The organism is Marinobacter excellens LAMA 842 (assembly GCF_001574445.1).
GTDB lineage: Bacteria > Pseudomonadota > Gammaproteobacteria > Pseudomonadales > Oleiphilaceae > Marinobacter > Marinobacter shengliensis.
In genome coordinates this window covers 1-21,228 of record NZ_LOCO01000036.1, presented here as the reverse complement: position 1 = coordinate 21,228, position 21,228 = coordinate 1, and the positions used below count along the sequence as shown (strand labels likewise).

Genomic DNA, 21,228 nt, shown 5'->3' with positions numbered 1-21,228 from the left:
GAATATTCACATTGATTCCGACGATACGCAGAGTCTTGTCCCTCACATCGGAGTCGTCGTGGCCAACATTACTGACGTTGTACGCTCCGGCAAACGATTGCATGGCGGAGAAGGGATCATTTTCATGGAGAAATTCCTGACAGCGGCTGACGGTGCGGAAGACACCCAGCGTTCAGCCCTGTCCAAGAAGATCTGACCGGGAGGCGATATGGACGGGTTCCAGGTGTTCAACCGCTCAACGGGTGACCACTTTACCTGCCAGGAAGGCCAGAGTGTGCTCAAGGCTATGGAGCAACGGGGATTGAAGTGTGTGCCCGTGGGCTGCCGGGGTGGTGGCTGCGGCTTTTGCAAGATCCGGGTTCGGGAGGGGGATTTCGAGTGCGGCAAGATGAGCAAAGTGCATGCCCCTCCTGAAGCTGTTGAAAAGGGGGAGGTCCTGGCTTGCCGGATCTACCCGCGGAGTGACTTGACCATCGAGTGTATGCCTCTGCCGGAGGTGGCGCTTGCCAAGCAAACAACAACAAAACCGTTGAGGTGATTGTCATGAAAAAAGGTGTAATGCGTCCCGGCCACGTACAGATCCGGGTTCTCGATATGGGCGAAGCCGTCAAACACTACACTGAGCTGCTGGGCATGATCGAAACCGATCGTGACGACCAGGGGCGGGTGTACCTGAAAGCCTGGACCGAGGTAGACAAGTTCTCCCTGGTACTGCGTGAGGCAGACGAGCCCGGCTGCGACTTCATGGGCTTCAAGGTGCTGGATGAAGACACCCTGGTCAAACTGGAGAAAGACCTGGTCGCCTACGGTGTTGAGGTGGAGCAGGTGCCGGCGGAAGAATTGAAGGATTGCGGCCGCCGCGTGCGTTTCACCGTCCCCTCCGGCCATGCCTTTGAGCTCTATGCCGACAAGAAGTATACCGGCAAGTGGGGCGTTTCCAGCGTCAACCCTGAAGCCTGGCCTCGCGGCCTGCAAGGGATGAAGGCCGTGCGCTTCGACCATTGCCTGTTTTACGGACCGGAGCTTGCCGCCGTTTACGACATCTTCGTGAATGTTCTGGGCTTCGATCTGGCCGAGCAGGTGCTCGACCCGGAAGGCACCCGGATCGCCCAGTTCCTGACGGTGTCCATGAAAGAGCACGACATTGCCTTCATTCACCATGAAGAGAAGGGCAAGTTCCACCACGCGTCTTTCTTCCTGGAAACCTGGGAAGACGTGCTGCGGGCGGCGGACCTGATCTCCATGACCGATACCTCCATCGATATCGGCCCAACCCGTCACGGTCTGACCCACGGCAAGACCATTTACTTCTTTGACCCGTCCGGCAACCGCAACGAAGTGTTCTGTGGCGGCGATTACTTCTACCCGGACCACAAACCCGTGACCTGGCAGGCCGAACAACTTGGTAAGGCCATTTTCTACCACGATCGGGTACTGAACGAGCGTTTCTTGACGGTGTTGACCTGATCTGGGAACGCCTAAACAGGATGCAACTTTACGGGATTAGGCCGTAATGAAAGAGATCAAACACTACATCAACGGCCAATACGTCGGCTCTGCCAACGGAAAGCTGTTTGACAACGTCAACCCGGTGAACGGCAAGGTGATTGCCAAGGTTCATGAGGCTGGCCGCGATGAAGTGGATGCGGCCGTCAAAGCGGCCAGAGCCGCTTTGAAAGGCCCTTGGGGCAAGATGACCCTGGACGAGCGCACCCGGATTCTGCACAAGGTGGCCGACGGCATTAATGACCGCTTTGACGAGTTTCTGGAGGCGGAGTGCCTGGACACCGGCAAGCCCAAGTCCATGGCCAGCCACATCGACATCCCCCGGGGTGCGGCCAACTTCAAAGTCTTCGCCGACATGGTCAAGAACGTGCCGGCGGAATCCTTTGAAATGGCCACACCTGATGGCAGCGGTGCGCTGAACTACGCCGTGCGCCGTCCCAAGGGTGTGATTGGTGTGATCAGTCCCTGGAACCTGCCGTTGCTGCTGATGACCTGGAAAGTGGGCCCTGCATTGGCCTGTGGTAATACCGTGGTGGTTAAGCCTTCCGAAGAAACCCCAACCACCACCGCTCTGCTGGGTGAAGTGATGAAGGAAGCCGGCGTACCGGATGGCGTGTACAACGTCGTGCACGGCTTCGGCGGCGATTCCGCCGGCGCCTTCCTCACCGCCCATCCGGACGTGGATGGCTTCACCTTCACCGGTGAAACCGGCACTGGCGAAGTGATCATGAAGGCGGCCGCCAAGGGCATCCGGGATATCTCCCTGGAGCTGGGTGGCAAGAACGCCGGCCTGGTGTTTGCCGACTGCGACATGGACAAGGCCATCGAAGGCACCATGCGCTCTGCGTTCGTCAACTGTGGCCAGGTGTGCCTGGGCACTGAACGAGTCTATGTCGAACGTTCCATCTTTGACGAGTTTGTCGCCCGCCTGAAAGCGGAAGCGGAAAAACTGCGTATCGGCCCGCCCGATGACGACAAGGCCAATTTCGGCCCGCTGGTCAGCCTGAAGCACCGTGAAAAGGTGCTGTCCTACTACCAGAAAGCGGTGGACGACGGCGCCACGGTGGTGACCGGTGGCGGTGTGCCCGACATGCCGGAAGAGTATGCCGGTGGCGCCTGGGTGCAGCCTACCATCTGGACCGGCCTGCCGGATGATTCGGCGGTGATTACCGACGAAATCTTCGGCCCCTGTTGCCACATTCGCCCGTTCGAAAGCGAAGAAGAAGCGATTGAGCTGGCCAACAGCCTGCCTTACGGCCTGGCGTCTGCGATCTGGACCGAGAACGTGAGCCGTGCGCACCGGGTAGCAGGACAGATTGAAGCCGGCATCATCTGGGTGAACAGCTGGTTCCTGCGGGACCTGCGCACACCGTTTGGTGGCAGCAAGCAGTCCGGTATCGGCCGCGAGGGCGGTGTGCACTCCCTGGAGTTCTATACCGAAATGAAGAACGTCTGTATCAAATTGTGAGGTAGCCATGAACGCACCTGTAGACAGCCCGGAAATCGGACGCGAGATTACCGCCGCCGGCTACCGGACCAACCTGCACGATCACGGCGAAGGCGGATTTCCGCTGATGATGATCCACGGCTCCGGCCCCGGCGTGACCGCCTGGGCCAACTGGCGCCTGGTGATTCCCGAGCTGGCAAAGCATCGCCGGGTGATCGCCCCGGACATGCTGGGCTTCGGCTACAGCGAACGCCCCGAAGACCAGGTCTACAACCGTGAACGCTGGGTGAAACACGCCATCGGTGTGCTGGATGAACTGGGCCTGGAACAGGTGGACCTGGTGGGTAACTCCTTCGGTGGTGGTCTCGCTCTGGCTCTGGCTATCGAACACCCGCAACGGGTTCGCCGGTTGGTGTTGATGGGGTCTGTCGGTGTCAGCTTCCCGATCACCAAGGGGCTGGACGAAGTCTGGGGTTACCAGCCCTCGCTGGAAACCATGCGCCGGTTGATGGATGTATTTGCCTTCAACAAGGGGCTGTTGACCGACGAACTGGCAGAAATGCGGTATCAGGCCAGCGTTCGCCCCGGCTTCCAGGAATCCTTTGCCGCCATGTTCCCGGCCCCGCGCCAGCGCTGGGTGGATGGACTGGCCAGCAATGAGGACGACATCCGCGCCCTGCAACACGAAACCCTGATCATCCACGGCCGCGAAGACGAAGTCATTCCACTGGATGCCTCCTACAAGCTGGCGGAACTGATTGATCGTGCCCAGCTGCACGTGTTCGGCCGCTGCGGCCACTGGACCCAGATTGAACACGCCGACCGGTTCGCCCGGTTGGTCAACGATTTCCTGAACGAAGCGGATCAGGCCGCTGCCGGAGACAAGTAATGGATAAGCAGAAGATCCAGCAGTTTGGCGACGAACTGTACGAAGCCATGGTCAAGCGGGAAGCTATTTCGCCGCTGACCAGCCGTGGCGAAGACATCAGCATTGACGATGCCTATCACATCTCCCTGCGCATGCTTGAGCGCCGGCAACAGGCCGGTGCCCGGGTTATCGGCAAGAAGATCGGCGTCACCAGCAAGGCGGTGATGAACATGCTGAACGTACACCAGCCGGATTTTGGTTACCTGACCGACGACATGGTGTTCAACAGCGGTGAAGTGGTGCCTATCAGCGACCGCCTGATTGCCCCACGTGCCGAAGGCGAAATCGCCTTCATTCTGAAGAAAGACCTGACCGGTCCGGGCGTGACCAACGCCGATGTGCTGGCGGCCACCGAATGCGTCATGCCCTGTTTCGAAATCGTCGATTCCCGAATTCAGGACTGGAAGATCGCCATTCAGGACACCATCGCCGACAACGCCTCCTGTGGCCTGTTTGTGCTCGGTGACAACGCCGTCTCCCCCCGGGATGTTGACCTGGTGACCTGCGGCATGGTGGTGGAAAAGAACGGTTCCATCATCAGCACCGGTGCCGGCGCGGCTGCATTGAGTTCTCCGGTGAACTGCGTGGCCTGGCTGGCCAACACCCTGGGTGAGTTCGGCATTTCCCTGAAGGCAGGTGAAGTCATCCTGTCAGGCTCCCTGGTACCGCTGGAGCCGGTGAAAGCCGGTGACACCATGCGTGTGGACATTGGCGGGATTGGCAGCGCGTCTGTGCGCTTTGTCTGATCCGGACCGAAAGAGGACAAGATTATGAGCAAGAAACTGAAAGCCGCCATCATCGGTTCGGGCAACATCGGCACCGACCTGATGATCAAGATTCTGCGTAACGGCAAGCACATTGAAATGGGCGCCATGGTCGGCATCGACCCGGAATCCGACGGTCTGGCCCGCGCTAACCGCATGGGCGTAGCCACCACCCACGAAGGCGTGGATGGCCTGGTGAAGATGCCGGAATTTGCCGACATCGACATCGTGTTTGATGCCACCTCCGCCGGCGCCCACATGCACAACGAAGTGTTCCTGCGGGGCCATAAGGAAAGCCTCAAGATCATCGACCTGACGCCGGCAGCCATCGGCCCCTACTGCGTCCCGGTGGTGAACCTGGAGCAGAACCTGCAGGAAGGAAACGTCAACATGGTCACCTGCGGTGGCCAGGCGACGATTCCCATGGTCGCAGCCGTTTCCCGCGTGGCGAAAGTGCACTACGCCGAGATCGTGGCTTCGATCTCTTCGAAGTCTGCCGGCCCCGGCACCCGCGCCAACATCGACGAGTTCACCGAAACCACCTCCAAGGCCATTGAAGTGGTCGGCGGCGCCCAGAAGGGCAAAGCCATCATCATCCTGAACCCGGCCGAGCCGCCGCTGCTGATGCGCGACACCGTGTACGTGCTGTCCGACGCCGCCGACCAGGCGGAAGTGGAAGCGTCGGTAGAAGAAATGGTGCAAGCCGTGTCTTCCTACGTGCCCGGCTACCGCCTCAAGCAGAAAGTGCAGTTTGACGTGATCCCGGAAGACCAGCCCATGAACGTCCCGGGCCTGGGTCGTTTCAGTGGCCTGAAAACCTCCATCTTCCTGGAAGTCGAAGGCGCCGCCCATTACCTCCCGGCCTACGCCGGCAACCTCGACATCATGACCTCCGCTGCCCTGGGCACCGCTGAGCGCATCGCCGAGTCACTGATCAACTGAGGAGATTGAACCATGACTGTTAACCCTGGCAAGAAACTCTACATCTCCGACGTGACCCTGCGCGACGGCAGCCACGCCATCCGTCACCAGTACAGCATCAAGAACGTGCAGGACATCGCACGGGCCCTGGACAAGGCGAAAGTCGATTCCATCGAAGTCGCCCACGGCGACGGCCTGCAAGGCTCCAGCTTCAACTACGGCTTCGGTGCCCACACCGACCTGGAATGGATCGAGGCGGTGGCCGAAGTGGTCACCCATTCCCAGATCGCCACCCTGCTGCTGCCGGGTATTGGTACCGTCCACGACCTGGACAACGCCTACAAGGCCGGCGCCAGAATCGTGCGAGTGGCCACCCATTGCACCGAAGCGGATGTGTCCAAACAGCACATCGAGCACGCCCGAAAGCTCGGCATGGACACCGTCGGCTTCCTGATGATGAGCCACATGCAAACCCCGCAAGGGTTGGCTGAACAGGCAAAACTGATGGAAGACTACGGCGCTACCTGCCTGTACGTGGTCGACTCCGGCGGCGCCATGAACATGAACGACATTCGGGATCGCTTCCGCGCCCTGAAAGACGTACTCAAGCCGGAAACCCAGACCGGTATTCACGCCCACCACAACCTGGCCCTGGGTGTGGCCAACTCCATGGTGGCGGTGGAAGAAGGCTGTGACCGCATTGACGCCAGCCTCTCCGGCATGGGCGCTGGTGCCGGCAACGCGCCGCTGGAAGTGTGCATCGCCGCCTTCGACAAGCTGGGCTGGAACCATGGCACCGACGTGTACGCCCTGATGGATGCGGCCGACGACATCGTTCGTCCGCTGCAGGACCGCCCGGTTCGTGTCGACCGCGAAACATTGGCCCTGGGCTATGCCGGTGTGTACTCCAGCTTCCTGCGCCATTCCGAAGTAGCGGCACAGAAGTATGGCCTGAAGACTGTGGATATTCTCGTTGAACTGGGCAGGCGCCGGATGGTGGGTGGCCAGGAAGACATGATCGTGGACGTGGCGCTGGACCTGCTGAAGGCGCAAGAAGAGCAAAAAGCATGAGCAAGACCCTGAACAATGACCAGATGCTGGCCCTGGCCGAGCACGTAGAAAACGCCGAACTGAACGCCCGCGACATCACCAAGGTCACCAATGATTATCCGGACATGACCTTCGAAGACGCCTACGACGTGCAGTGGGAAATTCGCCGCCGTAAGGAAGCTCGCGGCAACAAGGTTGTGGGCATGAAAATGGGCCTGACCTCCTGGGCCAAGATGGCCCAGATGGGCGTGGAAACTCCGATCTACGGCTTCCTGGCGGACTATTTCAGCGTGCCGGACGGCGGTGTGGTCAACACCAAAGAGCTGATCCACCCGAAAATCGAAGCCGAGATCGCCTTTGTGACCAAGGCACCGTTGCATGGCCCGGGCTGTCATATCGGTGACGTACTGGCGGCGACGGATTTCGTGATTCCGGCGGTGGAAGTGATCGATTCCCGCTACGAGAACTTCAAGTTTGACCTGGTGAGCGTGGTGGCCGATAACGCCTCCTCCAGCCGTTTCATCACCGGTGGCACCATGGCCAACGTGGCCGACCTGGACCTGAAAACCCTGGGTGTTGTGGTTGAGAAGAACGGTGAGGTTGTGGATGTCGGCGCCGGTGCTGCGGTGCTGGGCCATCCGGCCTCCAGCGTGGCCATGCTGGCCAACCTGCTGGCTGAGCGCGGTGAGCACATTCCGGCCGGTACCTTCATCATGACCGGCGGCATCACCGCGGCGATTGCGGTGGAAGCCGGTGACAACATCAGCGTTCGCTACCAGGGCCTGGGAACGGTCACGGCCCGGTTCGCATAAGGAGGTTTTATGCCCGTTGCTCAAATCAACATTCTGGAAGGCCGTACGGACGAGCAAAAGGAGACGCTGATCCACGAGGTGACAGACGCCATTGTCCGTTCTCTCGGCGCGCCGGTTGAAAGTGTTCGTGTCATTCTCAACGAAATGCCGAAGCAACATTTCGGCATCGGCGGGCAGTCAGCAAAAAAGCTGGGGCGATAAGCCCCGGCGATGATTGCGGATTTTTAGGAGAAGGCACATGAGCAAACTTCCAGTGTTATTTGTCTCCTGCGACGCTGACAGCATCCAGTCCCGGGAACAGGCCTGTTCCGGGCCTGCCCGGATGATCTGGGGCAAGCAGTACAAAAGCGTGGTGGTGATCAGCTCCCGTGCCGATCAAAAAGCCCCGGAAATCCTGCAGCTTAAAGGCAACGGCTCCACCGCGGGCAGGATAAAGACGCTGCTCTCAGACCAGGGTTTTGAGCCGGAAGTGCATTCACGGGACGTATCGAGCAGGCACCAGTTGTTCCGGGTGCTTCTGGCAGAGGAGCCGGGGGAGTTAACGGAGCTGATCCTCAATACCGGTCTGAGTGAACTTGAATACCGGCGAGTCGGGCGGTGTCTGGAGGTGCTTCGGGAGCAGGATGTCCTTGTGATCTGCCTCGATGACAAGGCCTGCCATAGAGAGCCAGACGGTATTTCCCTGCACGACCGGCATTTGAGGGAATTGCTCAGTGCCTGGGCACAGGATCAGCAGTGGGGCGCCGTGATGTCGTTCAAGGGTGATGCTGCGGGCTCCGCCCAAACCAATCGCCTGGATGACCCGACGGTGTGCCTGCTCAATGCCGCGTTTACCCTGGGGGGCTCGCAGTTTCCCCAACGGATGTTCAGTAGTGGCATGAACAATGCGGCACAGATGCTGTCCGGATTTGGCTGGATGAGATAGCAACCATGGATAACAACCAGGAACTCACACTCGCACAACCCTCGTTTTCTTTGACTGAACAAGCGTCGCTAAGTTTGCTTCAGGCGGCCATTAACAAGGCCGGAGAGCTGGGCATCAAGGCGACGGTATCAATTGTGGATACGTCCGGGCGCCAGTTGGCGTTCATTAAAATGGCCGGGTCGTTCCTGGTGTCCTCCGAACTGGCTCAGAAAAAAGCCACCACGGCCGCAGGTATGGGCGTTAACACGGTTGATCTGGAAAATATGCTCGCGTCGGCTCCCGCGAGAGTGCTTGAAGGCCTCACCAAGGCCGGTGATTTCACCGTGATTGGCGGCGGCGTGCCGCTGTACTGGAAGGGCTTTCTGGTGGGCGGCATTGGGGTATCTGGTGGCAGCGAAGATGAAGACATCGAATGCGCCCGGTTTGCGGCGCAGGTGCTTGCGAGCTGACGGCGCTGCGGGCCTGATATACTCTGGGCAGCTGTCCCTGAACTCTCTCTGACCAACATCCTGACGTATCGAGGTTGCAGTGGCTGCATTAAAGATTCTGATGATCGGTGCCGGCGGTATCGGAGGCTACTACGCCGCAAGGCTGGCTGAAGCTGGCCACCAGGTTGTACTGACAGCTCGCGGCAATCACCTTCAGGCACTGAAAGCGGATGGCCTGACCGTTGATTATGAAGGGCAGGTGCTCCGGCATGGTCTTCCTGCCTGTAATCATCAGGAACTCATCCGGGATTACCACCCGAATGATTTTGATCTGGTTACCATTGCCCTCAAATCCACGGCGACTGACGCAGTCATGACCGAACTTTGCGACTGGCTGCGTTCCGGTTCCGTACCGGTGGTGTCACTTCAGAATGGCGTTGATAACGCCCCCCCCCGAGTTCGACACTTCCAGTCCGATTCTGGCCTGAAATAGGCACTCATGGCATGAGAATTCAGTGACTTAGCCATTTCTGCACGAATTCTTTGTAGTGACACGTTTTTCTCTTGATACATTGCCAGGCACAGATTAAGCGATTTATAGTGGTGACATGTTCGTCAAAGTCACCAAATCCGGCCCGCGCCGCTACGTGAAGCTCGTCTAGTCTTACCGCGACGAGGCCGGCAAACCGCGCCAACGCGTGATCGCGACGCTGGGACGTCTTGAGGCCGTTACGGCTGGGGAATCCAGCGCGCTGATCAACGGCCTGTTGCGCGTCACCGGCCAGCCGACGCTCGAGGAAGGCACCGGCGAGACCGACTTCGCGCCGGCGCGTTCCGTGGGTGATACCTGGCTGCTGACGTCACTCTGGAAAGAGCTCGGCCTGGATAACGCCTTCCGGCGTGTCTTGCGTAGCAAGCGCCAGTTCGATGCCGAGCGGCTCCTGCGGATCATGGTGTTCAATCGTAACCGTTCATTCCAAGACGTGATTGACCATCCTACCCCACATCACGCAGAGGCCTGAGCAACCCGGGCGACACCTTGTATTGTTTGGTGCCATCCTCGGCTAACACGATCACGCTCTTGCGGTTGATTTTTGTGACGATCCCCAGCAGCGGACCTTCCCGGCCCTCGAAGGTCACTTTCAGGCCGACTCGCAGTTGACTCAGCGCCTGCAGGTTTTCCTGGTCCCGCAATTCATCAATGCGCCGGCAGATGTATGAAGTGGACCCCAAAATTTGGACAGGTACCTAAGCTCTGATTCAATATCTCCACAAGGAGGAGAATCATGAGCAAGAAACGCAAGCAATACAGCGCATCATTCAAGTCCAAAGTCGCTCTGGCCGCCCTCAAGGGGGACCAGACCACATCCGAAATCGCTGCCCGTTTCCAGATCCACCCCACCATGGTCAGCACCTGGAAGCGTGAGCTGCTGAAGAACGCTCCCGACCTCTTCGAAGGCAAGAAGAAGGCCGGTAAGCAATCCGGTGAACCCAGCACTGACGAGCTTTACCGCGAGATCGGCCGACTGACGGTGGAACGCGATTTTTTGTCGCGCAAGCTCGATCAGTAAGCCGTCAACAGCGGTTGGCGATGGTCGAGCGGGGTCACCCCCAAGTCAGCCTTGTGCGCCAGTGCGAGCTGCTCAAACTGAGCCGCTCGTCGGTGTACTACGTCCCTCGTGAACAGTGTCAGGAGGATCTAGATCTGATGTACCTGATTGACCAGCAGCACCTGGAAACGCCGTACTATGGCTCTCGTAAAATGCGTGTCCACCTGGAACGCAAAGGCCACCGGATAAACCGCAAGCGGGTGCAGCGCCTGATGCGCACCATGGGCATCCAGGCGGTGTATCCACGCCCCAGAACCAGCACTCCGGGCGATGGGCACAAGATTTATCCGTACCTGCTCAAAGGGCTGGAAATCGATCGCCCCAACCAGGTTTGGGCAACGGATATTTCTTACGTGCCGCTGGCCCGGGGCTTCATGTACCTGGTCGCTATTATCGACTGGTACAGCCGTAAAGTGCTGTCCTGGCGGGTCTCCAACACCATGGACACAGACTTCTGCATCGATGCTCTGGAGGAGGCCTTACAGCGCCATGGACCGCCGGAGATCTTCAACACCGATCAGGGTGCCCAGTTCACCAGTGACGCCTTCACAGGCGCTCTCAAAGATCATGGCATCCGGATCAGCATGGACGGCAAGGGCTGCTACCATGACAACATCTTCGTGGAACGGCTCTGGCGCAGCGTCAAACACGAGTGCGTCTACCTCACTGCCTTCGAGGATGGCCGGCACTTAAAACAGGCGCTCCACCGGTACTTCCGGCATTATAATCAGACCCGGTACCACCAAACCCTTGATTACCAAACGCCCGATGAGGTGTACTACGGGCAACCCATATCTCTGGCAGCCTGAGCCAGGGAAACAACCGGATCATAGCTTAGGGACACCATCAGGTTGTCCAACTGATTGGGTCCACCTCAGTAGCGATTCAGTTCCATTAACTGGTCGATGCTCATGTCTTCAATGCGCATGAACGGTCTCCGGCTGTTTGTTCTGCCAGTCAGTATGACGCGGGTCGATCAGTGCCCGTAACGGGGTGTCGGCAAACCGGAGTTTCCAGAGGCGTGGCGTCAGATCGGCCACGTCTCTGGCCGGATGCTGGCTGATGCGCTGCAGTACGTCCACCAGGTAGGTGTAGGGGTTAATATCGTGCAGTTTGCACGTGCTGATCAGGCTCTGGATGATGCCCAGGTGTTCCGCGCCCAGTTCGGTCCAGCAGAACAGCCAGTTTTTGCGGCCCAGCGGGATCGGGCGCAGGGCCCGTTCCAGGTGGTTGGTGTCTGGCTGAACATCCGGGTTTTCCAGGAACACGGTCAGGCTGGCTTCCCGGCTGAGCACGTAGTTCAGGGCTTTGGTCAGTGAGTCACTGGGCAGCAGACCACCTTGCTCCAACTGATCCCGGCACCACTGGAAGAAGTCGCTAACCACCGGTTTGGAGTGCTCCAACCGGTACTGACGTTTCTTCTCGCCGGTCAGGTTCTGGGTGCGGATCTTTTCTTCGTTTTTGTACAGTGCCGCGATCTGTTGCAGAGCTTCGGCGACCGGCTCCGGGTGTTCCTTCTGTGCCTCGATAAAGTAACGGCGACTGTGCACCCAGCACTGAGCGTGGGTGACGTTGGCCTGGGCCGCGGCATAACGGGCGTAGGCTGCATAGCCGTCACTGATCAGGGTGCCGCTGAACGAGTCACTGAGGGTGGCTTCGATGTGGGCACGCCCCCGACTGTGTGAGTAGGTGAACACCACCTCGTCGGCATCGCCGTACAGCGGCCAGAACCAGCCGGCTTTCATCTTGCCTTTTTGCGGACCTGCCCGGCCCTGGTGCCCGGCCTTGATGGGGGTTTCGTCCATGGCCAGCACCCGGCTTCTCAGGACGTTGTCGGTCTGGGCATCCACAATGGGCCTAAGCAGGTCGATGGCACGCTTGACCAGGTTGGTCAGGGTACTGCGGCTGACGGTAATGCCGGCCTGCTGGATGCGCTGGTGCTGGCGATACAGCGGCAGGTGGAACTGGAATTTATCGACCAGCAACCCGGCCAGCAAGCTAACGTCCCCCAGGCTGTTATCCAGCACGTTGAACGGAGCCGGTGTTGTTACAGACTTCTGGTCTGTACCCTTGCGCCGGAATACCGGGCGCTCCATCTTCAGCACCACGTAGCTGGAGGCCCGCTGGGCCAGACGGTAGGTGGTTTTGGTGCCGATAATGTCGTATTGGTCGGCGTCCGGCCCGGTCAGTTCTGATGGCAGGTGCTCAACGACTTCCACCGGCACATCGGCGGTAAAACGCAGGCCGGTATCGTTCAGGCAATCGTCATCGCGCTGCTTCTTGCCGGTGCCGCGCTGATAGGCCTTGACGGTGCGCTTTTCTTCCTCGGCAGGCTTTTCCGGGAGTGGCGCTTCATCTGGCTGGAACAGGCTGTCCTGTCCTGGCAGGTCATACACCTGCTTCTCGGATTTGGGGCCGAACAGCTGCCTCTTGAACCAGTCCAGCTGGTGTTTCAACTGCCGAATAGCTTCCGCCTGAGCATCCAACTGCTCGCGCTGCAATGCATTCTCCTCGGCCAGGGCCGAGTAGGAAGGTGCATTGGATTGGGGTGCAGAAGCCGTTGAATTCATGGTGGGTATTATACCGGAATTCCGCCCCTATACCCCCTGAAAACGCTTGAATTGGCGGTATTTCTGCACCTCAATGCCATCGATCAGCAACTGCAGATCCGTCAGGGTCAGAGGCTTCTGCCCGGAGGCGGATAACGGCACCCGGAACTGCCCTTGCTCCAGACGCTTGGCCCACAGGCAGTAACCGGTGGCCGTAAAATACAGCATCTTCATCTGGGTCTTGCGGCGATTGATGAAGACGAAATACTGACCGCTGAGCGGGTTGTGCTTCAACTGATTCCGGACCAGGGCACTCAGGCCCCGGAACGACTTGCGCATGTCGGTAGGCTCGGTGCACAGCCAGATCCGGGCCTGACTATCGAGCCCGATCATCCGTTCTGGCTCAGCCGCAGTTCGACGCCATTGCCGAGGCTGAGCACGATGTGCCAGCCTGCACCGGAGGATGTAGAGCTACCCATCAGTGATGACAGATCCAGAAAGCTGGCTTCCCCGGAACCTGATGGCTCATCGGTCGATGGGTCGGCCAGGCGCTTGCGCCAGTTGCAGAAGCTGGCGTAACCAATGTTCTCTTGTTTGCAAAACTTCGACGCTGACAGGCCACTGTCACGCTGCTGATCAACCAGGGCTTGCCACTGTTCTGGAGTACGGTGCTTTAAACCTCCGAGTTGCCCAAGCTTCCAGAGCATCGGCCTTCCAATACCCAGCAACACCAATGGCCAGTAACGACAATACAAAGCTTCCGTAACCGATGAGCGCTGCTGTCATATCCATGGTGCCTCCGTGTTATCTAGTGCTGGGTGATCATCATACCTGCCCGGAGATGTCTCTGGCGAGTATCTCAACTTCTGAGGGATCATGGCCTGAGGCGAGCCAATCCCTTGGGCTTAGGCAGCGGTTGCCGAGCAGCAGATCACCGTTTTCGGTCGTCATAAACCGGTTCAGGGTAAGCAGGTTCACACCTGGGCCAATGTTCTGCAAAATGATCTGAAGATGGGGGAGAGTGGCTTCCTCTGTAAACTGCCAACGCGGAAACAACAGCACTCCGCTGGGAGACTTAAATGTGTAAAGCCCCGGGGGTGTCTTCGCAAGAAGACCGCGAACCTGTTCTTTTGATACGGAAAGACGTTGGGCTACCTCGTCCAGAGTAAGCGCCTGCTTAATAATGTCGCGCACCTCATTCAGGAGCTGCTGGATCTGGCGGCGGGTTATTTCTTCGATGGCATGGCTGTCAGCGTCTGTGAACCGCGCTCCGCCGGCTTTGAGAATGTCCTTTTCTTTTGGCGATAAAGGCTGGCTCTTCTGACGAGTTTTGTTATCGGGCGGCGAATTCGAAATGCTGCTCTGGATGTCTTGAGACAGAATGTAGGCCAAATAGTCTTGACTCACCTCGGTGACAAGCTGATTACGAATTTTGTCGTCTGATTGCACGTCTCAAACCCTCCATTCGGATCAGCAACACAAAGCTGGCGCTAAATTGGTAACCGGGGTCGGCTCCGAATTCTGCACTGCATTGGTGCGAGTTCCCTTATGGCATTCTGGAGTCAGATAATATCGTAGTCTGGATCTTACGATAACTTACTCAGTTACGGCTTATCACGCCGATCACCGCTACCTTCATGGCCATTATTTCAGATAGGTTCTTCCCCGTTTCCACTCACCATCAAGAGACAGCGGCATAAACTAACATCAGGTTGTTGCGTAGTTGCACTTTGACCCTGACTCGACCACGTGATCAAAGCGGGTTATGGTTTCTTGATCTGCCCCTTTTGTGCCCATGGAGTACGTTACCATGACGATGAAACGCCCAACCGAAAAAGAGCTTCTGGAGGGCCTCAATCCCCAAACCGCCCATGCCGATGAGTTGGCAGAGCCGTTGCCCCGGGAGCTTACGCCTCTGGAACGCCTCAAAGGTTCGGTCAAGCGCTATGACCGGCCGACCGATCCGGTTTGGGACGAGTATTTCGACTCTGAAGGCGTCAGTGACGACTTTATGGAAGATCGAGAGCAGCCCGAGAAGGGACGAACATAATGGCCCTCGATGACGAAAAAGCCAAAGGGCATGTGGCTCTCAGAGGGTTCTTTGGTATCTGTCGTGAGTGGGGCTGCACTCAGGAAGAAATGATGCAGATGATCGGGGAGGGTATCCCAGAGCACGCTAACCAGGTATCAGAAGTTGCCACACGCAAGGCCCCCTGAAGCATCTTATGAAAACTCGGCGTTACTTTGATGCAAAGCGGGCAGGTTAACAGGCCATGTTAGAGCGATAACAATGCCGATTCCATACATCACCGGGCTGACTGCACTCTGTACTCTCCACCCGGCGCGCTTAAAACCTTTCTGGCACGATATGGGGGCACCCGCTGTCTGGGCTATCGCCGGTCATAACTACCCGGATACCTCTTTCCTGTTCGGAGAACAAGAGATTGTAGATATATCGGAGTTTCTGGCCCTGTCAGGGCTACCGGTGACATTGTTTAGGTGCGCCAGCTACGAACGCGCCGTTTTTGACCTACTTTATTATCACATTGAACAGAACAATCGGATGGTGCCCAACGTCCAGCCGACCGACATCAATGATGTGGTGGATTTTGACCGCATCATCGGCTGGGTTTGGGAATGGGAGCGATCTGGCCAGTTAGAACGTGGGGGCGCCATGCGGAACTGGTTGAGCGCAGAGCCCTGGACTAGCTGAACCATACCAGCGCTTTCTCCCTGAGATTTCCGGGCTCATATCAACGCTGGTGTTTTTTGATCGGCATTGCTAGCCTATAGCCATATGTTGTTGTTGGTAAAAGGTAATCTGCCTACATGTGGTATTTGTTGATGAGCATGCGACTGACCCGACACCGATTTTTTGCCGCCAATCCGACCGGAGTGGATTGGGTCTGTGGTGACCTTCACGGCGAGTTCAAGGCTCTGCAAGCCGCGTTGTCGGATGCTGGTTTCAACAAAGTGGTTGATCGCCTGTTTCTGCTGGGAGATACCATTGATCGCGGGCCCGAATCCCGGGCCCTTCTGGAGTGGGTGCTGACAACGGACTGGGTACACAGCGTGATGGGCAACCATGAGTTGATGTTTATCGCTGGCGCTGAAGATATCAGAAGCCGATACAAGCATCGAGGAATGGGCGGGGAATGGGCCTCGACCTTGGACGAGGTGTCCTATACGGGCCTGGCAACCCGCTGTCGTTACCAGATGCCACTCACCATCACGTTGGAATGCGAGAACGGCCAACTGGGGTTGGTGCATGCCCAAAGCCCATTCGACGACTGGTGCACCGTTCAGGACAGTCCCTTCTCAGAGCGCTTTGCCATTGAATGCACCTGGCCCTGGAACCGGGCGCAGGGGGCGGATCATGCCATTTCGGGTATCTCGGCCGTGGTGTCAGGCCACATTGGTACTGACGAGATGATTCAGAAGGGCAATCAGCTCTGGATTGATACTCTGGCAAATACCGGTCGGGTGCCGTTGATGCCGGTTCACCAAGTATTAGCACTGGTGGCAAAGGCGCCGCGAAATGACTAACGGCAAATTGCTGATCGTTGATCTCGAGGCTACCTGCTGGGTGTCCCGGTTTAACCCGGAGGGTGAGCCGCAAAGTGTCCACAATATTGAAATTATTGAGTTCGGTTGCGGTGTGGACGATGCGCGCAACATGGTCCGATTGCTTCCTTATGTGGATTGGCGCCTGGAGTCAGAACTGTTAACGCCACAGGAGTGCACAGAATGAAGCTGGTCTGTATCTCAGATACCCACAGCATGCACCGTCGTATTCCGGAGATTCCCAATGGCGACGTGCTTGTTCATGCGGGCGATAGTCTGGGTCAGGGCACACTGGAGAACATCGAAGACCTCAATGACTGGCTCGGAACGCTGCCGCATCGCCATAAGATTGTGGTTGCAGGTAATCACGACTGGGCATTTCAGGAAACTCTGGAATGGGCACAGCAGGCACTAACGAATGCTATTTACCTGGAAGACAGTGGCGTCGAGATTGAGGGTGTGCGGTTGGTTCTGGGGCTCACCCTGGACACCCACCTTTATGGACTGGGCGTTTATGCTGGATCGTGGTGAGCCGCTGCACCGTAAATGGCAGCTCATTCCGGACAACGTTGATGTGCTGATCACCCACGGACCACCGAAAGGCATTGGCGATGAGGCAAACCTCGGATTCAAATGCCAGAATGTCGGATGCGTTGATTTGCTTCACCGAATTCAGCAACTCTCACTCAAAGCCCACATCTTTGGCCATATCCACGAGGGCTACGGGGAATACTGGCGGGGAAGCACGAAACTGATCAATGCCAGCACCTGTACCGCTCGCTACGAACCCAGCAATGAGCCTGTCGTGGTAGAGATATGACAAGGTCATATTTGACCAAGGAGTTTGAATGACAGCGGAAGAACTGATTGAACATCTGAAGTTACTGCCGCCGGAAACGCCTGTCCTGGTTGAGGGGTACGAAACGGGGTTCGATGATATTGTCGAGCTCACCTCAGCACAGGTTGTCCGGTACCGACATGCTCAGGAGTGGGATGGTGAATACCAACCACTCGACAGGTTCTCCAATCAGCAGACTGGAGTGATGCAAGCCGCGGTGATACGCGGCCGAAAAGGAAGTAGAAGGTAAGACAATGACAGATCGTAAACGCTACAGTTTGAGTGATCTGGTGGCCCAATGTGACCTGAGTGCTCCAATGCCAGAGGCATTTCGGCAGTGGGATCAGATGGTGAAAGTTGGCCTGGAGCAGGAAATCACACAGCAAGCGGCGGATGTTATTCTCCAGGGGATACGGGTTTTTGAATCCCCGGAGCTTGCATTCAAGTGGCTACAGAGCCCTGTTCCGGCGCTCGATGGTGAAAAACCTTTCGACTTGCTGGGTACTGATGAGGGCTGCGCGTCAGTAGCTTCTGCGATCCAGAAAATTGCGTGGGGAGACTTCAGTTGATCATGCTGTCGCCGGTCGCCATATTGCTCTTGGATCCTCTCTGGCATTCAAGGAAACCGTCTTTACCTTCCAGTGTGCTTCCTGACCACTTACCTGAATCAGTGACTCCACTCACCACTACACCCGTCAGGTGGCCCCATGCGCCAACACGGACGAGAACCGGGCGAAATTCTGGTTATTGAGGCCGGGATGCAAAGAGCAAAAGCGACGGATAGTCCGAGGTTGGTCAATACATAACCAGAAAGTGATCTTCAGACAATAGCAGGCTGGCCCGGCATGCGATGCCAGGGAAGGCCGTTTTTTTGCAGTTTTGAAGTCGGCTTATCCGGAAGAAGCAAGGCCCTGATAAAGATCGTGATAAACCGTAAAGCCCGGACAGTGTCGGCCAAATCGCAGAGTCCACTGCCGGCCGCTGTGCACCAGGCGGCAGGCTAGGGTCATGATTTCCTGCATCACGGTTCTCAGGCGGCGACGCTTGGCCGGATGGCGAACCGGCGCATCCGGGCCGGTCAGCCTCAGGCCCATCCAGCGCAATACGTTGTACCCCATCGTTGCAAACGCCATGACTAGATTGTTGGTGTCGAATTTGCCGGACGGCAGTCGCTCCAGATCCAGGTCGGTCTTGAACTCGCTGTGGAACTGCTCGCTGGTGGCGTGATCACTGTACAGCGCCATGACCTGCTGCTCATCGGCCACATCGGCTGGCAAAGAGGTCACCCAGCCTTCGAGGCTGACTTCCGGTTCGAGATACCACTGGCCCTGGGCATCGCTGGTACGAACGGTCACCTTTACGATGCGACGCAGACCGGGCTCGTCCGGAATCGCCTCTGAGAGCAGCGCTTCCATTTTACCGTGACGCTCCAGTGACCAGGCTTTGCGGGCCTGGGCCTTCTCCGCCCAGACGAGCGGATCTTCTTTGCGAGGGTTCCACTTGATCAGGAAGTCGACCCGGTCCTGCTTACGGAGGAAGTCGCGATTGGCACGGGCGTCGTGTGCGCTGTCGAGGCGCAGCAGAATGGGTTTATCCGTCAGTGATCGAGCCCGGGGTAACACCCGTTTGAGGGTGTCGAGAAATCCCTTGTTGGCGTGCTGGCTGCCCGGGCGCAGTTCGCATCCCAGACACCAGCCTTCCTGTCCCAGATAGGCGGCCATCGGCGCGTAGCCGTCGTAGCCCTTGTAGGTGTAGCTGACACCTTCTTTATGGGTCTGGCTGTTATCGATGGGAAAGACATCCATATCCAGGGCTACGTGGCCCATCGGCAGGGGGGATACCGGGGCCCCGACGGACTGAAGAAACTCGACGCTGGCCTCGTCCAACAGGGGCGTCAGGGCCTTGGCATCTTCATCAAAGCGCTGGCGCAATCGAGCCGAGGAAGGCGACTGCTTGATGCCCAGAGCGGATTTAAAGAACGGATCCGTGCGAACCGGCTCAGCCGCCTGAAAATCGCTTTTGCCCAGCGTAATCAAGCCCAGGTAGGTCCGAATCAGTTCAATGTTCGGAATACCGTGCCGCTTAACGATGGTGCGGGCGGTTTTGGTGAGGGATGTATGTCGATTCAGGCAGTGGCCAACCAGAGCCAGCCCACCGTTGGGTGTATAGACTTCGGTTCGGGATTGCTGGAGGGTGAAGGTACGCATGAGCCAAAATCACTGACTGGGTGAATGAATGTCAGGGGCTATTATATCGCTCAAGATCCTGCTATTGCAGGCTTGGGGCGCGACTTTAGCTCGTTGAAGTCACGGATTTAGGACTTAATCAAGCCGTCAACTGCAACTGCGGAAGACTGCCGTCCGTATTGATCGATTTTCTTACCGACTCTAAGAACGCCCGGGTGTCAAACACGTGATCGGCTTGAGATCCGCTTCAAGATTGATTTTGGTGGTGTCAGTTTGAATCGGAGGACTCGGATAATTTGTGGATTTCCCGCCAGAGCCTGGCATGTGATCTGAGTGCCAAGCCGCCAATCAGTGTGGCCGCCGCGGCTAGGATCACCGAGAAGATCAAAAGCCATACGAAAAAGTTGTCCCACATGTTTGGCCTACTGTTCATTTCTGGGATTTGAGTTCAGGAATTCTATCATGGGGTCCGTCAAGCGCATTGCCCCAATGCAGTCTATTCTGCTGCTCCAATTGACCGGCGTCCAATCTCATTGTAGATGCGAAGTTTGAGTGAGCAAGTCAATAAAACCTGCCTGATCTTCCGCCCGCTTGCTGAAAGGCGCGCAAAAAACACACCTTTTCGACGCCCCCTCCCCTTTTTTCTCTGAAAAAATATGAATGCGTGATGCCCATGGTTTGTCTTGGCAGATCATGGGTGTCGCCTAAATGACCCGACATTGCCATTGTTTAGAGCTGCTTGCCCAATTCGAGCCTGGAGCGTGGTAGAAGAATGGTTGAGTGGTAATCGACCGAGCTGGTGCAGGTAGGCAATAACCTCACCCGCAAAACCATGCGGCAGGCAACAAAAGTCCGGCTAACCGGACAAGATGCGGTGAGAGCTTAGTCACGGAGCAATGGTGGCGATATCGTTTGGGTCACTAGCGAAAAAACATAGATGGGAAAGCATGGGGAAACAAAATCTTATGGGTATTCATGAAGGCTCCGTTTCGTTCGACGGCACAATCGTAGTATTACACCCGGCAAGCGCACCTCACTTCTTCAATGCAGGAGGAGCGCTTGAGTTTGAGGAAGAGTCCTCAATAGTCCTGCCGGCCCAAAAGCAGCTCAAGGACGCTATTGTTTCGGCTCTTAGCGATTTTCGGGATATGAGGAAATTGGCGGCGACTTCCGTTGAGTGGCGTCTCAGGATTGAACCAACGCACGATGTCGAATTCCCGGCAACCTACGTTGTGAGGCTGGCAGGACCTGGGGCTACGGCTTCGGAGGTGGACGTATTTAGGACTGCGGCTCGATTTGTATTTAGGGATTTGATCCCACAGAGGATATTGGGTGAACCGGAGGATGCGCCAATTCTTTCGGAAAAGGAGCAAGAGTTTCTGCGATCATCAGGCCGAGGGATTGCAGCAAAATTTGCCAACCGCTCGATCAAGCAGGGCGTCATGGTGAGGTTTGGCTATGAAGATCTAAGTGGGGCAACGGTACAAGGTGTCATGCCGTCGTTGACGGTCGAGCAAAAAGCTCTTGGAACCGTGCAAGCAACGGGCAGGCCGCTAGGGTTTGATGAGCAAAAAAGTACGGTGACCCTGTGGGTGACACCCGTGTTCGGCGACAATTAGGATGACCGGTTAGCGACAATTATCTTGGCCGGTTGGGTGTAACAATTGGCCCCTTGTTTTCCATGGTGGAGCAATGGGTGC

30 protein-coding genes and 1 pseudogene are annotated in these 21,228 nt (G+C 57.2%); 25 read left to right on the top strand and 6 right to left on the bottom strand.

Going from position 1 to position 21,228, the window contains the following annotated elements; all coding sequences use genetic code 11:
* Nucleotides 1-58 precede the first annotated feature (58 nt).
* The 14 genes and pseudogenes from J122_RS22565 to J122_RS19250 all read left to right on the top strand — a co-directional run.
* A complete protein-coding gene (locus tag J122_RS22565; protein WP_156471795.1) occupies nt 59-196 on the top strand; it encodes a hypothetical protein in 138 nt (45 codons plus the stop codon).
* Nucleotides 197-208: 12 nt separating this feature from the next.
* Complete coding sequence (locus J122_RS19310) at nt 209-538, top strand: 2Fe-2S iron-sulfur cluster binding domain-containing protein (protein WP_061333815.1); 330 nt, start codon at nt 209-211, stop codon at nt 536-538.
* 5 nt (nt 539-543) lie between these two features.
* The gene (locus J122_RS19305; RefSeq protein WP_061333813.1) at nt 544-1,467 is read left to right on the top strand and encodes a catechol 2,3-dioxygenase; all 924 of its coding nucleotides are present in this window, start codon (nt 544-546) and stop codon (nt 1,465-1,467) included.
* Between the two features lie 46 nt (nt 1,468-1,513).
* Nucleotides 1,514-2,974: a 2-hydroxymuconic semialdehyde dehydrogenase gene (locus tag J122_RS19300; RefSeq protein ID WP_061333811.1), complete on the top strand. Its 1,461-nt coding sequence runs from the start codon at nt 1,514-1,516 to the stop codon at nt 2,972-2,974.
* A 7-nt stretch (nt 2,975-2,981) separates the two neighbouring features.
* Nucleotides 2,982-3,842 (top strand): alpha/beta fold hydrolase, encoded by an 861-nt coding sequence (locus J122_RS19295; RefSeq protein WP_061333809.1) that lies wholly within the window; start codon nt 2,982-2,984, stop codon nt 3,840-3,842.
* A complete protein-coding gene (gene dmpE, locus J122_RS19290) occupies nt 3,842-4,627 on the top strand; it encodes a 2-oxopent-4-enoate hydratase (protein WP_061333806.1) in 786 nt (261 codons plus the stop codon). The genes J122_RS19295 and dmpE overlap by 1 nt, the downstream gene beginning before the upstream one ends.
* 24 nt (nt 4,628-4,651) lie before the next feature.
* A complete protein-coding gene (locus tag J122_RS19285) occupies nt 4,652-5,587 on the top strand; it encodes an acetaldehyde dehydrogenase (acetylating) (RefSeq protein ID WP_061333804.1) in 936 nt (311 codons plus the stop codon).
* A gap of 12 nt (nt 5,588-5,599) precedes the next feature.
* A complete protein-coding gene (gene dmpG / locus J122_RS19280) occupies nt 5,600-6,637 on the top strand; it encodes a 4-hydroxy-2-oxovalerate aldolase (protein ID WP_061333802.1) in 1,038 nt (345 codons plus the stop codon).
* Nucleotides 6,634-7,428 carry a 2-oxo-3-hexenedioate decarboxylase gene (dmpH, locus tag J122_RS19275; protein ID WP_061333800.1) on the top strand — a complete coding sequence of 265 codons (795 nt, stop codon included), beginning with the start codon at nt 6,634-6,636 and terminating at the stop codon, nt 7,426-7,428. Before dmpG ends, dmpH begins: the two co-directional genes overlap by 4 nt.
* Nucleotides 7,429-7,437: 9 nt before the next feature.
* On the top strand, nt 7,438-7,629 hold the full coding sequence (locus J122_RS19270) for a 2-hydroxymuconate tautomerase (RefSeq protein WP_061333798.1): 192 nt from the start codon (nt 7,438-7,440) through the stop codon (nt 7,627-7,629).
* Nucleotides 7,630-7,666: 37 nt separating this feature from the next.
* Nucleotides 7,667-8,353: a hypothetical protein gene (locus J122_RS19265; RefSeq protein WP_061333796.1), complete on the top strand. Its 687-nt coding sequence runs from the start codon at nt 7,667-7,669 to the stop codon at nt 8,351-8,353.
* A gap of 5 nt (nt 8,354-8,358) precedes the next feature.
* Nucleotides 8,359-8,802 (top strand): GlcG/HbpS family heme-binding protein, encoded by a 444-nt coding sequence (locus J122_RS19260; protein WP_061333794.1) that lies wholly within the window; start codon nt 8,359-8,361, stop codon nt 8,800-8,802.
* 79 nt (nt 8,803-8,881) lie between these two features.
* Nucleotides 8,882-9,274 carry a ketopantoate reductase family protein gene (locus tag J122_RS19255; protein ID WP_227510307.1) on the top strand — a complete coding sequence of 131 codons (393 nt, stop codon included), beginning with the start codon at nt 8,882-8,884 and terminating at the stop codon, nt 9,272-9,274.
* Between the two features lie 115 nt (nt 9,275-9,389).
* Nucleotides 9,390-9,746, top strand: a pseudogene (locus tag J122_RS19250) (IS1634 family transposase); the annotation flags it as partial.
* Nucleotides 9,747-9,777: 31 nt separating this feature from the next.
* Here the strand turns inward: J122_RS19250 and J122_RS19245 are convergent.
* Complete coding sequence (locus tag J122_RS19245; protein WP_227510306.1) at nt 9,778-10,014, bottom strand: hypothetical protein; 237 nt, start codon at nt 10,012-10,014, stop codon at nt 9,778-9,780.
* A gap of 53 nt (nt 10,015-10,067) precedes the next feature.
* Between J122_RS19245 and J122_RS19235 the strand changes: the two genes are divergently transcribed.
* Nucleotides 10,068-11,200 (top strand): IS3 family transposase gene (locus tag J122_RS19235; RefSeq protein ID WP_413772228.1). Its coding sequence is split into 2 segments (ribosomal slippage): nt 10,068-10,350 and nt 10,350-11,200, totalling 1,134 coding nucleotides; the frame shifts between segments, so codons are not numbered across the junction.
* 108 nt (nt 11,201-11,308) lie between these two features.
* Here J122_RS19235 and tnpC read toward each other — a convergent pair.
* The 4 genes from tnpC to J122_RS19215 form a co-directional block, all read right to left on the bottom strand.
* Complete coding sequence (gene tnpC / locus J122_RS19230) at nt 11,309-12,961, bottom strand: IS66 family transposase (protein ID WP_197463895.1); 1,653 nt, start codon at nt 12,959-12,961, stop codon at nt 11,309-11,311.
* A 27-nt stretch (nt 12,962-12,988) separates the two neighbouring features.
* Complete coding sequence (gene tnpB, locus J122_RS19225; RefSeq protein WP_061333783.1) at nt 12,989-13,333, bottom strand: IS66 family insertion sequence element accessory protein TnpB; 345 nt, start codon at nt 13,331-13,333, stop codon at nt 12,989-12,991.
* Entirely contained in the window at nt 13,330-13,647 is a 318-nt protein-coding gene (tnpA, locus tag J122_RS19220) for an IS66 family insertion sequence element accessory protein TnpA (protein WP_061333781.1), read from the bottom strand. Before tnpA ends, tnpB begins: the two co-directional genes overlap by 4 nt.
* Nucleotides 13,648-13,765: 118 nt before the next feature.
* Nucleotides 13,766-14,389, bottom strand: coding sequence for a hypothetical protein (locus J122_RS19215; protein WP_061333779.1), 624 nt, complete (start codon nt 14,387-14,389; stop codon nt 13,766-13,768).
* 361 nt (nt 14,390-14,750) lie between these two features.
* Between J122_RS19215 and J122_RS19210 the strand changes: the two genes are divergently transcribed.
* The 9 genes from J122_RS19210 (at nt 14,751) to J122_RS19180 (ending at nt 17,911) form a co-directional block, all read left to right on the top strand.
* Complete coding sequence (locus J122_RS19210) at nt 14,751-14,990, top strand: hypothetical protein (protein WP_061333778.1); 240 nt, start codon at nt 14,751-14,753, stop codon at nt 14,988-14,990.
* On the top strand, nt 14,990-15,157 hold the full coding sequence (locus J122_RS21365) for a hypothetical protein (protein WP_227510305.1): 168 nt from the start codon (nt 14,990-14,992) through the stop codon (nt 15,155-15,157). Before J122_RS19210 ends, J122_RS21365 begins: the two co-directional genes overlap by 1 nt.
* Nucleotides 15,158-15,230: 73 nt before the next feature.
* On the top strand, nt 15,231-15,653 hold the full coding sequence (locus J122_RS19205) for a hypothetical protein (RefSeq protein ID WP_061333776.1): 423 nt from the start codon (nt 15,231-15,233) through the stop codon (nt 15,651-15,653).
* Between the two features lie 131 nt (nt 15,654-15,784).
* Nucleotides 15,785-16,486 carry a metallophosphoesterase gene (locus J122_RS19200; protein WP_197463894.1) on the top strand — a complete coding sequence of 234 codons (702 nt, stop codon included), beginning with the start codon at nt 15,785-15,787 and terminating at the stop codon, nt 16,484-16,486.
* Entirely contained in the window at nt 16,479-16,691 is a 213-nt protein-coding gene (locus J122_RS19195) for a hypothetical protein (RefSeq protein WP_061333772.1), read from the top strand. Before J122_RS19200 ends, J122_RS19195 begins: the two co-directional genes overlap by 8 nt.
* Entirely contained in the window at nt 16,688-17,035 is a 348-nt protein-coding gene (locus J122_RS27025) for a metallophosphoesterase family protein (RefSeq protein ID WP_227510304.1), read from the top strand. The genes J122_RS19195 and J122_RS27025 overlap by 4 nt, the downstream gene beginning before the upstream one ends.
* Nucleotides 17,004-17,324, top strand: coding sequence for a hypothetical protein (locus tag J122_RS27020; protein WP_227510303.1), 321 nt, complete (start codon nt 17,004-17,006; stop codon nt 17,322-17,324). Before J122_RS27025 ends, J122_RS27020 begins: the two co-directional genes overlap by 32 nt.
* Before the next feature lie 28 nt (nt 17,325-17,352).
* Entirely contained in the window at nt 17,353-17,592 is a 240-nt protein-coding gene (locus tag J122_RS19185) for a hypothetical protein (RefSeq protein WP_061333770.1), read from the top strand.
* A gap of 4 nt (nt 17,593-17,596) precedes the next feature.
* Nucleotides 17,597-17,911: an MbcA/ParS/Xre antitoxin family protein gene (locus J122_RS19180; protein ID WP_061333767.1), complete on the top strand. Its 315-nt coding sequence runs from the start codon at nt 17,597-17,599 to the stop codon at nt 17,909-17,911.
* A gap of 321 nt (nt 17,912-18,232) precedes the next feature.
* Here J122_RS19180 and J122_RS19175 read toward each other — a convergent pair whose 3' ends face one another.
* Nucleotides 18,233-19,549 carry an IS1380 family transposase gene (locus J122_RS19175; RefSeq protein WP_061333766.1) on the bottom strand — a complete coding sequence of 439 codons (1,317 nt, stop codon included), beginning with the start codon at nt 19,547-19,549 and terminating at the stop codon, nt 18,233-18,235.
* A 944-nt stretch (nt 19,550-20,493) separates the two neighbouring features.
* Between J122_RS19175 and J122_RS19170 the strand changes: the two genes are divergently transcribed.
* The gene (locus J122_RS19170) at nt 20,494-21,147 is read left to right on the top strand and encodes a hypothetical protein (RefSeq protein WP_156471793.1); all 654 of its coding nucleotides are present in this window, start codon (nt 20,494-20,496) and stop codon (nt 21,145-21,147) included.
* The last annotated feature ends 81 nt before the right edge of the window (nt 21,148-21,228 follow it).

Coding starts and splice junctions, on each gene's coding strand:
- J122_RS19310 (WP_061333815.1), top strand. CDS start 209: ATGGACGGGTTCCAGGTGTTCAACCGCTCAACGGGTGACCACTTTACC.
- J122_RS19305 (WP_061333813.1), top strand. CDS start 544: ATGAAAAAAGGTGTAATGCGTCCCGGCCACGTACAGATCCGGGTTCTC.
- J122_RS19300 (WP_061333811.1), top strand. CDS start 1,514: ATGAAAGAGATCAAACACTACATCAACGGCCAATACGTCGGCTCTGCC.
- J122_RS19295 (WP_061333809.1), top strand. CDS start 2,982: ATGAACGCACCTGTAGACAGCCCGGAAATCGGACGCGAGATTACCGCC.
- dmpE (WP_061333806.1), top strand. CDS start 3,842: ATGGATAAGCAGAAGATCCAGCAGTTTGGCGACGAACTGTACGAAGCC.
- J122_RS19285 (WP_061333804.1), top strand. CDS start 4,652: ATGAGCAAGAAACTGAAAGCCGCCATCATCGGTTCGGGCAACATCGGC.
- dmpG (WP_061333802.1), top strand. CDS start 5,600: ATGACTGTTAACCCTGGCAAGAAACTCTACATCTCCGACGTGACCCTG.
- dmpH (WP_061333800.1), top strand. CDS start 6,634: ATGAGCAAGACCCTGAACAATGACCAGATGCTGGCCCTGGCCGAGCAC.
- J122_RS19270 (WP_061333798.1), top strand. CDS start 7,438: ATGCCCGTTGCTCAAATCAACATTCTGGAAGGCCGTACGGACGAGCAA.
- J122_RS19265 (WP_061333796.1), top strand. CDS start 7,667: ATGAGCAAACTTCCAGTGTTATTTGTCTCCTGCGACGCTGACAGCATC.
- J122_RS19260 (WP_061333794.1), top strand. CDS start 8,359: ATGGATAACAACCAGGAACTCACACTCGCACAACCCTCGTTTTCTTTG.
- tnpC (WP_197463895.1), bottom strand. CDS start 12,961: ATGAATTCAACGGCTTCTGCACCCCAATCCAATGCACCTTCCTACTCG.
- tnpB (WP_061333783.1), bottom strand. CDS start 13,333: ATGATCGGGCTCGATAGTCAGGCCCGGATCTGGCTGTGCACCGAGCCT.
- tnpA (WP_061333781.1), bottom strand. CDS start 13,647: ATGCTCTGGAAGCTTGGGCAACTCGGAGGTTTAAAGCACCGTACTCCA.
- J122_RS19210 (WP_061333778.1), top strand. CDS start 14,751: ATGACGATGAAACGCCCAACCGAAAAAGAGCTTCTGGAGGGCCTCAAT.
- J122_RS21365 (WP_227510305.1), top strand. CDS start 14,990: ATGGCCCTCGATGACGAAAAAGCCAAAGGGCATGTGGCTCTCAGAGGG.
- J122_RS19205 (WP_061333776.1), top strand. CDS start 15,231: ATGCCGATTCCATACATCACCGGGCTGACTGCACTCTGTACTCTCCAC.
- J122_RS19200 (WP_197463894.1), top strand. CDS start 15,785: ATGAGCATGCGACTGACCCGACACCGATTTTTTGCCGCCAATCCGACC.
- J122_RS19195 (WP_061333772.1), top strand. CDS start 16,479: ATGACTAACGGCAAATTGCTGATCGTTGATCTCGAGGCTACCTGCTGG.
- J122_RS27025 (WP_227510304.1), top strand. CDS start 16,688: ATGAAGCTGGTCTGTATCTCAGATACCCACAGCATGCACCGTCGTATT.
- J122_RS27020 (WP_227510303.1), top strand. CDS start 17,004: ATGGACTGGGCGTTTATGCTGGATCGTGGTGAGCCGCTGCACCGTAAA.
- J122_RS19185 (WP_061333770.1), top strand. CDS start 17,353: ATGACAGCGGAAGAACTGATTGAACATCTGAAGTTACTGCCGCCGGAA.
- J122_RS19180 (WP_061333767.1), top strand. CDS start 17,597: ATGACAGATCGTAAACGCTACAGTTTGAGTGATCTGGTGGCCCAATGT.
- J122_RS19175 (WP_061333766.1), bottom strand. CDS start 19,549: ATGCGTACCTTCACCCTCCAGCAATCCCGAACCGAAGTCTATACACCC.
- J122_RS19170 (WP_156471793.1), top strand. CDS start 20,494: ATGGGTATTCATGAAGGCTCCGTTTCGTTCGACGGCACAATCGTAGTA.